This is a genomic window from Chamaesiphon sp. VAR_48_metabat_403 (genome assembly GCF_031422475.1).
Lineage (GTDB): Bacteria > Cyanobacteriota > Cyanobacteriia > Cyanobacteriales > Chamaesiphonaceae > Chamaesiphon.
Map to the genome: position 1 here is coordinate 1 of NZ_JANPLS010000385.1, position 11768 is coordinate 11768.

Below are 11768 nucleotides of genomic sequence, written 5' to 3' on the forward strand. Positions count from 1 at the left end.
GGTAACATCAGCCCCCATTAATTCTAAGGCGACTAAAATGCCCGTACGGGTAGGATTGACACCCACATTTTCAATATACAACTCCGAGCCAGGAACGATCGCACCAGCTACCAGCCAGAAGGCGGCGGAACTAATATCGCCAGGAACGATGACTCGTTGCCCTTTAAGAGTGGGATAACCCGTCACCGTCGCGCTATGAGTCTCTGGATCGACATCTACCTGCGCCCCAAACGCTCGCAACATCCGTTCCGAGTGATCGCGTGATAAAGCTGGTTCGGTGACCGTGGTGCGCCCGTAAGTCATCAATCCGGCGAGTAAAATTGCTGACTTGACTTGTGCTGAAGCGATCGGGGAATAATAGTGAATCGGTTGTAACTCTTGCCCCCGCACGGCTAGCGGCGCGAGGGAATTGCCCTTACGTCCCCAAATTTGCGCCCCCATTTCGGTGAGAGGATTGACTACCCGCGACATGGGACGCGATCGCAAGGAGTCATCTCCAGTTACAGTAAAAAAGCGATTGGGATGAGAAGCTAAAATCCCTAGCATCAGCCGCATTGTCGTGCCAGAATTGCCCGCATCGAGAATCCCCACAGGCTCTTGAATTTGTCCCAATCCGATCCCAGTAACCGTAACTAATTCGGTATTTAATTCCGAAATCTGCGCTCCCATTGCGCTAAAACAAGCCGCTGTACTCCGAGGATCTTCGCCCAGTAACAATCCCTGAATCGTCGTCTCGCCTTCAGCCAAGGCTCCGAGCATCAAGGCGCGATGCGAAATCGATTTATCGCCCGGAATCTGTAATGTGCCCTGAAGCGATACCCCCGCAGGCGGGATCGTGACGGTAAGAGTTTGATGGCGATCGAACGGTTGCAGGGTTATCACAGCGATTTTGGCAGAAAGTCTAGATGTCTATTTTATAGCAATTTCTATCCTCATCAAAACAAAACACAAACCCGACTGTCTTGTCGTTTTTTTATTCGGGGGGAACCCTAGACATAAAAACGCCGCTAAACCGTCGGGGAACAGAGGCGTGCGCGAGACGCTTCTTTAAGAAGTCGGGTTTGTGTTTTGTCAATTCGATTATTTACCAACTTTAATGGTGATACTCTGCTTTTGACCGAATTTACCTAACGGTTTGGGCGGTTGTGAGTTTTGCGAAATAACTAAGCCACCAGCATTATTGGTATTGATAGTAATCTGCTTTTTAGCCAACCACTTCAACTGCATCCCCGCGTTGAGATTGCCTGTAAATTTAGTCGTACCATCGATACCAATTTGCGCCCAAGTCGGACTTTTAACCGTAATTCCGACGGGAATATCTGGTAATTGTGCGGCTGGCTTGACAGTGGCTGCACGGGGTTTGGGTGCGACTATTGCTGGGGTGGTAACTTTCGGTGCGAGCGCATTATTGAAGAAATTGGAAGTTGCCACACTCAACACCAAGATTGCCAGCGTGTAGCCGAGATAGAAATATATAGGATTAACTCGGATCTGGGGGTGAAAAGTTGTCGTCTGTAGTTTAGTCGTCGGATCGAAGGCTGCTACTTCTGGCTCCCAAGTAAGTACCTGTTGCGAGATCGACACGCCATCTAAGCCCAAACTATTGCCATAGCGTTTGACCATGCCTTTAACGTAGACAGGTTCGGGTAACATTTCAATATGACCTTCTTCGATCGCGCGTACCAGTCGAGGTTGAATCTGCGTTCGTGCGGAAATATCCTCGATCGACAACTGCTGCTGTTGGCGGATTTGGCGCAATTTGCCACCGATCTGTTCGAGAATCTCGTTGGGAGTCGGTGGGAGTGGTACTACATCTGCTGGAATAGCAGGCGGTTCGCTGACGACGGGTGTTTGCGATTGCAACTGCTCAATAGCAGAGACAGCAACTGCAAAAATCGACAGCTTGGGGAATTTGAGAGTGGTAAGATGCTTGAGCGGTGCCAGTAGAGTCACGATCGCTGATTGTGGGGTAGTTGTAAGGGATAATAGTCGGGGTTTTGAGTTTGAGGATCGCTTACAAATTTGTGGCTTTGCCGACTAGCGGCTCGGCTGTTGGTAAGCGATCCCCAGCACATTGGAGGCTATGGAGTTCTGCTGGTTGCAAATGACGGTAACAGCCGCTGGCTAACGATTGTTGGCGCAGCCGTCCCCGTTGCGAACTGCCATCGATGCTAATGTCACCAATTCTGGTACGATGGAGATATAAGACTGGATATTCTAGTTGAGTTGCAACTCGTCTGATCTGTCTATTTCTACCCTCGGTCAGGATGATTTCGAGTAGGGTGCGATCGGTCTGTTGCTTGAGAACTTCAACCCGCGCGGGCAATGTAAATTGCCCTTCTAAGTCGATCCCGTTGCGCCAAGCAGCTAGTACTGCGGCGGTAGGACGACCTTGCACCCAAACTGCATATGTTTTACTAAAACTATGACGCGGGTGAGTTAACCTGAAGGTCAGATCCCCATCATTGGTAAGCAACAACGCGCCACTCGAATCAATATCTAATCTGCCTACTGGATGAATTCCTTCACACTCACGCAGTTGCGATGGTAGTAAATCTATCACTGTCGGACGACCTTGGGGGTCGTAACATGTAGAGACTACACCAACTGGTTTATTGAGCAGTAGATATACAGGCGTAGGTCGGCTCTGTACTGCGATTAGTGTACCATCAACTTCGATGCGATCGGTAGTCGGTTCGGCTGTTTGTCCTAATTTGGCTACTTCTCCATTCACGCGCACTCTACCCGCCAAAATTAGCTCCTCCGCCCGCCGCCGAGAAGCAATTCCCCATTGAGATAAAATTTTCTGGAGTCGTGCGCTCATGAGTTGGGAGTTGGGAGTTTGGCGATATTCGAGCGATATGTAAACGATTCGAGTTAGGCACCTGAAGATTCAGAGCTAGATCGCCGCTTAATGTTTGGATAGATCGAGTAGATCTGACCTCAACTACTGCGGCTATATCTTAGTATTCACTGGCAACCCGTAACTATTTACATGTAAACTCTTTTGCAGAAATATTACAGGAATATGTAACTCAATTGACAAATCAAACCAGAGGAATTGTGGGTTCGGTACTATCCCCTGCTTGTCGGGTGTGGCTGCGATCGCAAGTATCGCAGGTAGATGACCTCCACGTCGATATTCAAGGGGGCAGTCGCCAAATTTTGGGTGGAACGATTCCCCAGGTAGCCGTCGTCGCCGTCGGGGCAATTTACCAGGGATTATCGCTGGGATCGATCGATTTGCTCGCCCAAAATATTCGGATTAATCTACCCCAAGTCATCAAAGGTCAACCTTTGCGCTTATTAGAGCCAATTTCGGTCGTCGCTGATGTCAAGTTTAGCGAGCGAGATTTACAAGCTTCATTGGCTGCACCGCTCCTCGCTCAGGCACTTAACGATCTGCTCGGTCAAATTCTCGCTAGCAATCCCGATCGAGATCGTTGGCACATTGACTGGCAACAGATCCAGATTGCCCCCTCTACTTTAATTTTACAAGGAAATCTCACTGCTGGCGATCGTACCGCCCCGATCGAGATCTCGATGGGCATCGATATTCATCAGGGACATATTCTCATCCTCGATCCGCTTCAGATTAATTGCTCGATCGATCTCCCTGGTAGCAACATCGACACCTATCGCATCGATTTGGGTACGGATGTCAATATTACTCAACTCCAACTCGTCGCTGGGACGCTACTTTGTAAAGGATGCATTCAGGTTAATCCTTAGTTAGAGCGGGGCGTGGGGGGCGGGGGGACTTGGGGACAAAGGAGACGGGGAGACGGGGAATGTTATCGATCCTAAAACCTAAAACCTAAAGCCTAAAGCCTAAAGTCTAAAGCCTTGATTTGCGTTGAGATGGCTGGCGGGATTTCGATAAATATCTGGCAAAGCTGATTATCGATCCGATCGAGCGAATCAGATCGAGGGTGCGTAATTGTTGCTGATAGAGCTGGCGCGCGACGAAAATTCGGTCGCTGCTGGTGGCGATTTGCTCCCCCAGGGACGGTGCTGAGGGGGACGAGTCGAGAGCCGAGAGCCGATCGCACCAATTAGTTAAGGCAACTATTTGCTTGCGGAACTGAATCGTCCACAGCGCGACGGTAAACCCGCCGATGGCGATCGCGCAATTACAGAAAATCACCGTAGTAACCAAATTCATTTTAGCGCGCGAGAAATTTTCAAAAGGTACTTGCCAAGTTTCAAGAGATGATGATATTATAGGTGAAGTGGATAAAAACACTATCTCAATCCTCGGTAGCTCAGTGGTAGAGCGATCGACTGTTAATCGATTGGTCGCAAGTTCGAGCCTTGCCCGGGGAGTAAACCACCATTAATAGTGTATCAATAAGGACAGGTCGATAAGATCGGTCTTTATTGTTATAAGGTTAGATCGAGCGGAAACAATCTGATAATATGACAGTCGATAGTTATTATCGATCGATGGAAGGTCGCAACTTATGGAGTCGATGCTCATTTTTCAATATTCAATTTAGTCGCACGCTAGCTTATTACCTAATGTTTAAATCTTTGATGCTCTCGATCGCCATCTCCATCGCGATGGTACCGCTAGTAACAATCGCCCCACTACCAGCCCAGGCTCTACCCGAAGCCCAAATCGTGGATAAACTTCAGAAAGTACCCGTATTTGCGATCACCAATAATACAGGAAATTTTCTTCAGCAGAATGTTACGGCGGCGGGCAAAACTCGCGTGATTACGCCGATTTTCATGGAGTTAAAAGATGCCGTAAGTTTTTTGACAAAGCTTAAAAAAGACCAACCGAAACAAAGTAAAGTCGCTCAGGTAACGGTAGTACCATTAAGCGAGATTTATAAATTACAAGTAGAAGCGCAAAAAAAATCTCAGAACGTGAGTTTTGTATTTTTTCCGACCGAGCAACAACTCAAAAATGCTCAACTCCTCAAAAAGCCCTATCAAGCTAACGCGCTATACCCAGTACCATTATTTATGGTCGCGATCGAGCAACAGGGTAAATATGTCACAGTGCAAGAAAATAATTTGACCCCGCTATTTTTCAGCAAACAACAAGCACAACAATGGTTGGATCGCGTTAAAAAGAAAGATGCGAAATTAGTTGCTAAAGCCGAGATTAAAGTTAATTATCTGCACGTAGTAGTTGCCGATTTTCAGGGTAAAAATTACGCCGAGCAAAAGCAATTGGTACTCGTGCCATCTGCTGAAAGTGTCGATAGCGTCCGTAAAATTCAAGCAGCTCAACCTAAGCCAAGTTCGACATCGACAACCACACCCAAAAAATAGGTGGAACTACAGCTAGTTAAGGGACGAGAACTATGGGAATGGCGGAAATGGGCGCAAACCGCTGCCAAACTGCATCGAGTCGAAGAGCGCGAGATCGATTGGCTGCTGCGATCGGTAACCGATCTCGATCGACTCACATTGCGATTAGAATCGATCGCAGATGATAAATCGATCTCCATTGCCATTCCGCTCGATCGATTGTCGGCATTATGGCTCGATCGCATCGAGCGGCGCAAGCCAGTTCAATATCTAGTCGGGAAGACATTTTGGCGAGATTTTGAATTGGTTGTCTCACCTGCTGTGTTAATTCCCCGCCCCGAAACCGAATCGATTATCGATATCGCGCTCGCTGCGAGTAATAACAGCCAACAGCAAGGCATTTGGGTCGATTTGGGGACGGGTAGCGGTGCAATTGCAATCGGGTTGGCAAAAACTTTCCCGACAGCGGAAATTTATGCAGTAGACTGTAGTGCCGAGGCACTGGAGATCGCCCAACTTAATGCTACTCGATTGGGTGTTAGCGATCGAATTCAGTTTAGTCAGGGGAGTTGGTGGTCGTCACTCGGACATCTCCAAGGTCGAGTTGCGGGAATGCTCTCCAATCCGCCCTATATTCCCTCTCAAGAGGTGCTAAGATTGCAACCCGAAGTAGTAGACCACGAACCGCATTTGGCTTTAGATGGCGGTATAGATGGCTTAGAATCGATTCGGTTGTTGGTCGATACCGCACCTATTTATCTTCAGTCGGGTGGAATTTGGTTAATTGAAATGATGGCTGGACAGGGTACTAGCGTAGCAGATTTATTAGTCCGACAAGGTAGTTATACAGATATTGAAATTATCGACGATCTCGCTGGACTCGATCGATTTGTATTGGCGAAATTGCGCGGATAAATTGCAAGTACCCACGAGTTATCCGCTCGTGGGTATTTTATTCCGTTAGGTAAGATTTACGCGCGACGTAAGTTTAGTAATTCTTTAGGAGAAGCTAGCAGATCGATCGCTACAAAGAAGATTTTACCTTGAGGATCGAGCAAGAACCGCCAAGCAATGTTCATACCAACACTCGCACCAAACCAAGGAGTTTGGACTTTACCAGTCACTTTGATTTGAGTGTAACCATCATCGATCGATTCGACGACACCACGTTCTGGTAACATTTTTAAGCCCACGCATTCTTCACGCATGTAAGTAAGAATGGCAGCAGGGCCGACAACTGGAGCTTGGAATGGAGGTTGCAGTGCGCCTTCTTCAACAAATAGACCAGATGCCGCCTGGAAGTCGAAGGCATTCATGTTATCGATGTAGCTTAACACGGTATAGTTATCTACGCCTTCGATCGCTGCCCGCGAACGATCTGCAAAAGCACGGGGAGTAACTGAGGGTGCTTCGCGTTTGTCATAATCTTGACCGCGTGAGGGATCGAAACCCATGTTAACTACAGTATTCCGCAACACTGTGATTTGCTGACCCGCATCGAGTTGTTTGATAGTTTCAAGTAAAGCAGTTGCTTCTGGAGAAGCAACATAGCCAGCCGGAATCGGTGCTACCAAACCTTGTTTCATCATTTGTCCTAATTCATACCAGAAACCGAGTTTGGTATTCATCCGAAATGCTGTATAGGTACGGCAAATAGGAGTGTCTGTGTGGATTGCCAAATCGGTCATTACTTGCGTCTGAGCATCAGGCTGCATGGCTTTAATCTGGTCGAGCAGGGGTTGTGCTAGTGCCATACTTGCCGAACCTGTAGCCGCAGGGGTAATGCTAATTCCCATTTCAGTGTAAGCATACCAAAGTAAAGCCAACTGATCTTCAACACTCAGTTGGTCGAATGCAGCGGTAACAGCCGGAACTGCATCAGCAACTAGGGTGTTGGAAAAGATGGACTGAGCGGACTTGAGTGTAATAGACATAAGTACTATGACCCTATAGGGGATAAACAGTTAATTCTCAGATTTCGTTTACAAAACTTTACTGTCTTGTTAGGATATTAAAACAATTGTTGCTTAAAAAGCAACTCATCTGAGTAAAGATTACTTGATTCATACAAATGTTTATTGTTTTTTGTGTTGAATAAGTCAGATTTATGATTGAGAGTACACATTGATTATCGATCTAGACGCAGTAGCACTGGCTCAATTTATTGAAGTAAAGTAATTCTTAGTCCCTAATTTCTAATTTGATGATTTCCATATTTCGAGAATTTACGAACGGCTTGCCGTTACAGGTAGCCATAGCAATTATCGGAATGTGGGCGATCGGTCTGTGGAACTGCTTGCAAATCCAGATAGGAACTTTACATCCAATTTGGACGATTTGTCTCATTGGCGGACAAACTTGGCTCTATACAGGGCTATTTATTAGCGCTCATGATGCCATGCATGGGAGCGTCTATTCATCACCGCAGCTAAATCGATCGATCGGGCAATTGTGTCTGTGGTTGTATGCTGGATTTGACTATTCATTACTGACGAGTAAACATCACCTGCACCATCAATATCCCGCTAGCGATCGCGATCCCGATTTTCATGATGGCAACGCATCTCAATTCTGGAGCTGGTATGGGCACTTTGTGTGCGAACATCTCAGTTGGCGACAAGCGATAAATTTGGCCGTAATGTTAACAATTTACTTGTTTATCTGCCACTGCTCGATCGTCAACCTCATCTTATTCTGGGCGATTCCCCCGTTACTGAGTTCGCTTCAGCTCTTTTATTTTGGGACATTTTTACCCCACCGCGAACCACCAGATGGTTACTCCAACCTACATCGCGCCCATACGATCGTTCGATCTCGTTGGTGGTCGTTAATTAGCTGTTATCATTTCGGCTACCACCAGGAACACCATGAGTCCCCGCAGATTCCTTGGTGGCGGTTGTATCGATAGGGAGCGGGGAGCGGGGAGCGGGGAGATGGGAGACGGAAGATGGCTGTATCCCGGTAGTAAATGTGCCTTACTCCTTACTCCCCGCTCCCCGCTTTATTACAAAGTATCTCGCGATCGGGTGAATTGCCGATAGCGGCGAACGATCGAGCTATTATGAGGGGGTTGTAAATAGCTCGATCTTCGAGTCCCACTCGACTACGGTGGTGGTCGATCGGCAGCCGAGTTCAGAAAAAACGTCTTAAAGATTTCTTAACAAACAGGGTACAATAGGTATATGTCGATGAGTAATGGTGGTGCTAGCACAAAAAAACTTGAGTAAAAGTGCTGGAAAACACTGCCGAACTCTAGTAGTAAATAGCAGAATTACATATATAAGGTAATTCACAAACAACTTCAACAGCCTTGAGCTGCATGAACCATGTTCGATCCTGTGTCTACTGCTGAGATAGTCCGTGTTATCTCTAGTGCTTATCTACTGTCTGGTTGTTTCTTATTGAGTTTTGCTTGTTGTGGTTGGTGGCTGCTCTCGTATCTAGAACACCAAGATAGCCACTTATCCAAATGGCTGGGTTGAGCTATTGCCAAATTATCTATTTGTATTGCTAATTTAGTACATCCGTAAGTTACCGATCTCTGATAAGATAGTAAATCCTTGCTTGAATATTCACTATTAGTGAATAGAACTCAAGCCAATCTGTCCATAAGGAGAATCTGTGAGCGATAAATACGAAATCATGTACATCCTGCGTCCCGATCTATCGGACGAACAGGCTGACGAATCCATCAAAAAATATCGGGACATCATCGAGACAAATGGTGCTACCGACATCGAAATCCAACAACGCGGCAAACGTCGTCTGGCTTATCTAATTGGCAAACACCGCGACGGAATTTACGTTCAGGTCAACTACACTGGTTCTGGTAAAGAAATTGCACCATTAGAGCGGGCAATGCGGTTGAGTGAAGATGTCATCCGTTATTTGAGCCTCAAACTCGATCCGCCCAAGAAAGCTGCTAAAGCAGCAGCGGCAGCACTTGAAGCAGCAGCATAGATGATCGCCATCTAAAATTTAGAGCTTTCGATCGCACTCATCCAAAATATTATGTTTGCGAGGGATGAAATTTCCTCACACAGGGTAGGAGCAATTGATGAATTGCTCCTACCCTAAATTTTATCAGGGACAATTGATAAATTGTTCCTCCTCGATTATCTGGCTATTTCCGTTCGATCGCACCAGTCATAGACACTCAGGAACTTATCAACCACCGAACACTTCAATTAGAATGTAAATCAAACCAACATTCGCTCGCTTGGTTTCACACCTGGTTATATGACAACTCCACACCTCCGCCGTCACTTTCACCGTTTATCTCGTCCGCTATTGCTAGGATTCATCGCTAGCTGTTTGGGCATCTTAGGTGGAATTGTACCCGATCTGACCGCACGGCACCCTAGTTTATTATTTAATAGCTCCGCACGAGCTGATGAATTTAGCGACGCAGATCTCCGTAGCTATGCAGCTGCACTCATGCAAATCGAACCAGCTCGACAATCGGCGTTAGCGCAAGTCAGTCGCGCGAATAATGGCAATTTACCAAATCTTGTCTGCAATCAGCCTAACACGATGGAAGGGTTGAATGGTGAAGCAAAATCTCTGTTCGTTAAATACTGCAATCAATGTGAAAGTATCGCAGCTAGTCGGGGACTGAGTATCGACAGATTCAATCAAATTACCCAAGCTGTAAGATCCAATCCTCAATTGCAAACCAAGGTGCGAGGCTTCATGAATTAGTCAGCAGTGGCGATCGGCATCTAGACGCGCATAAAATAGCAATAGTCAGCTAGTGAGGTAAAATCTATCGTGTCGAACGACTCGTCATCTACAACAGCAATCGTCCTCGATCGCCGATTGGATCGCGATCTCCTTCCTACCGCACCCGCTCTAATGCTTTCTTTAACAGCAGAAGAACGTACTCGCAGCCGCTATCATTTTCTCACAGACGATAATACGGCTGTATTTTTACAACTCCCGCGAGGAACGACGCTTCAGGATGGAGATCTCCTTACAGCGACGACAGGCGCACTGTTAGTAAGAGTTGTCGCCAAACCAGAATTAGTCCTGACGATCGCTAGTGACGATCCGCTTAATTTGCTCCGTGCGGCTTACCATTTGGGCAATCGTCATGTGAGTCTAGAAATCGCCCCTACTTATCTGCGGTTGAGTCCCGATCCGGTTTTGGAGGGGATGTTGGTACACTTAGGATTGCAATTAGTTACGGAAATCGCGCCATTTTGTCCTCAAGGTGGTGCTTATAGCCATCATCATTAGGCTTAGGATAAATTGGCATAAAATTGACTGTTATGCTCGCGATCTAAATTTCTACGATCGATATCTATCTACAAAGTTAAGGGGTGACAAGCCCCCCTTCATGCGGAAGAGTTAGACGAGGTAAACATGACGTGCCGAGGGCAATCTGGCTGTATTTGCGGCAAAACGTGACGATCGGAAATTAATTTTTACAAAAGTATTGACAAGAGCTTGTGGGATACAGTATTATTTATGGAGTGTGAGGAGCGAATCAAGAAGAAGACCGAGACGAAACACGGCCAGTCGTCGGTCTTCTTTTTGGTTTTATATTTAAATACTCTAATTGAGTGAGAGTGTATCGAGGTTATTGATACCACCACCATCTAATCATTTAGTTACACCCGATCGAGGTTGCGAGATCGGGTGAGGCAAAAACATTGAAACTATCTGAGAATATTTATACGGTCGATCGAGAGAATAGACTAGGCGTTGAGAATGAATTTCTCGATCGCGACAGCAACGCCATCCTCTTTGACATCTGGTGCTACCCAATCGGCAAGTGCCTGGACATCAGCCGGAGCATTCCCCATCGCTACGCCAATACCCGCATAAGCTAGCATTTCGACATCATTATAATTATCGCCGATCGCCAGAACATTTTCGGCGGTGATACCGAGTAAATTTTTGGCAACATAATCGATGGCATTTCCTTTATCGATACCCGATTGGGTAGTTTCGAGGAAAATCGGGACGGAGGTAGTAATGTGTAGTTGCGAAGCAGAGTAGCGTTGGCGGAGATCTTGGAGTAAATGCTGGATCAGATCGGTATCTTCTGACATTGCTAATAGTTTAGTCGGTCGATCGGTTAAAACCGATCGTAAATCGGGTACGGGATTAACCGCAATGCCGCTGCGTCCGATATATAATTCCGTATCGGGGTTAATTTCGCGGACGTACAAACAATCGTCGCGATAGACGTGGATCGATAATTTGTCGAGTAAGGTGGGTTGCTCGAAATAATCGACTAGCTCTCTGGCAATATCGACAGGAACGGGGCTGTGACGATGTTTGATGCCTGTAGCGGGATCTTGAATCCAGGCACCTTGATACGCAATGATGGGCATATCGGCATCGATTTCCTGGTGAAATCGTAATGCAGATTTGTACATTCTACCTGTCGCAATACCAACGCGGATACCTCGATCGCGAACGGATTGGATCGCTTGTTTGACTCTAGTACTAACTTGATTCGATTCTCCCGCGATCGTGCCATCAATGTCTACGAT

Annotated in this window: 13 protein-coding genes and 1 tRNA gene; 8 read left to right on the top strand and 6 right to left on the bottom strand. The window is 46.7% G+C overall.

Annotated elements, in window-relative coordinates; all coding sequences use genetic code 11:
- From RMO79_RS18320 to RMO79_RS18330, 3 genes are all read right to left on the bottom strand, one after another.
- Positions 1–882: 3-phosphoshikimate 1-carboxyvinyltransferase (locus RMO79_RS18320; protein WP_396136633.1), on the bottom strand; the 882-nt coding region annotated here is incomplete at its 3' end.
- A 198-nt stretch (positions 883–1080) separates the two neighbouring features.
- Positions 1081–1953: a RodZ domain-containing protein gene (locus RMO79_RS18325; protein ID WP_310484680.1), complete on the bottom strand. Its 873-nt coding sequence runs from the start codon at positions 1951–1953 to the stop codon at positions 1081–1083.
- Between the two features lie 61 nt (positions 1954–2014).
- Positions 2015–2824 carry a pseudouridine synthase gene (locus RMO79_RS18330; protein ID WP_310484681.1) on the bottom strand — a complete coding sequence of 270 codons (810 nt, stop codon included), beginning with the start codon at positions 2822–2824 and terminating at the stop codon, positions 2015–2017.
- Between the two features lie 215 nt (positions 2825–3039).
- Here RMO79_RS18330 and RMO79_RS18335 point away from each other — a divergent pair, with 215 nt between their 5' ends.
- Positions 3040–3732, top strand: coding sequence for a DUF2993 domain-containing protein (locus RMO79_RS18335; RefSeq protein WP_310484682.1), 693 nt, complete (start codon positions 3040–3042; stop codon positions 3730–3732).
- 106 nt (positions 3733–3838) lie between these two features.
- Here RMO79_RS18335 and RMO79_RS18340 read toward each other — a convergent pair whose 3' ends face one another.
- Positions 3839–4165: a hypothetical protein gene (locus tag RMO79_RS18340; RefSeq protein WP_310484683.1), complete on the bottom strand. Its 327-nt coding sequence runs from the start codon at positions 4163–4165 to the stop codon at positions 3839–3841.
- Positions 4166–4254: 89 nt separating this feature from the next.
- Between RMO79_RS18340 and RMO79_RS18345 the strand changes: the two genes are divergently transcribed.
- The 3 genes from RMO79_RS18345 to prmC all read left to right on the top strand — a co-directional run bounded on the left by RMO79_RS18345 (position 4255) and on the right by prmC (position 6180).
- Positions 4255–4326 (top strand) — tRNA-Asn (locus RMO79_RS18345).
- A gap of 93 nt (positions 4327–4419) precedes the next feature.
- The gene (locus tag RMO79_RS18350) at positions 4420–5286 is read left to right on the top strand and encodes a Tic22 family protein (RefSeq protein ID WP_310484684.1); all 867 of its coding nucleotides are present in this window, start codon (positions 4420–4422) and stop codon (positions 5284–5286) included.
- Positions 5287–6180: a peptide chain release factor N(5)-glutamine methyltransferase gene (gene prmC / locus RMO79_RS18355; RefSeq protein WP_310484685.1), complete on the top strand. Its 894-nt coding sequence runs from the start codon at positions 5287–5289 to the stop codon at positions 6178–6180.
- Between the two features lie 56 nt (positions 6181–6236).
- Here the strand turns inward: prmC and RMO79_RS18360 are convergent, their stop codons facing one another.
- Entirely contained in the window at positions 6237–7199 is a 963-nt protein-coding gene (locus RMO79_RS18360; protein WP_310484686.1) for an orange carotenoid protein N-terminal domain-containing protein, read from the bottom strand.
- A gap of 269 nt (positions 7200–7468) precedes the next feature.
- Between RMO79_RS18360 and RMO79_RS18365 the strand changes: the two genes are divergently transcribed.
- The 4 genes from RMO79_RS18365 (at position 7469) to ureE (ending at position 10503) form a co-directional block, all read left to right on the top strand.
- Entirely contained in the window at positions 7469–8173 is a 705-nt protein-coding gene (locus RMO79_RS18365; RefSeq protein WP_310484687.1) for a fatty acid desaturase, read from the top strand.
- Between the two features lie 713 nt (positions 8174–8886).
- Positions 8887–9225 carry a 30S ribosomal protein S6 gene (gene rpsF / locus RMO79_RS18370; RefSeq protein WP_310484688.1) on the top strand — a complete coding sequence of 113 codons (339 nt, stop codon included), beginning with the start codon at positions 8887–8889 and terminating at the stop codon, positions 9223–9225.
- A gap of 279 nt (positions 9226–9504) precedes the next feature.
- Complete coding sequence (locus tag RMO79_RS18375; protein ID WP_310484689.1) at positions 9505–9966, top strand: DUF4168 domain-containing protein; 462 nt, start codon at positions 9505–9507, stop codon at positions 9964–9966.
- 69 nt (positions 9967–10035) lie between these two features.
- A complete protein-coding gene (gene ureE, locus RMO79_RS18380) occupies positions 10036–10503 on the top strand; it encodes an urease accessory protein UreE (protein WP_310484690.1) in 468 nt (155 codons plus the stop codon).
- Positions 10504–10964: 461 nt separating this feature from the next.
- Here ureE and RMO79_RS18385 read toward each other — a convergent pair.
- On the bottom strand, positions 10965–11768 hold an 804-nt coding region (locus RMO79_RS18385; protein WP_310484691.1), incomplete at its 5' end, for a Cof-type HAD-IIB family hydrolase.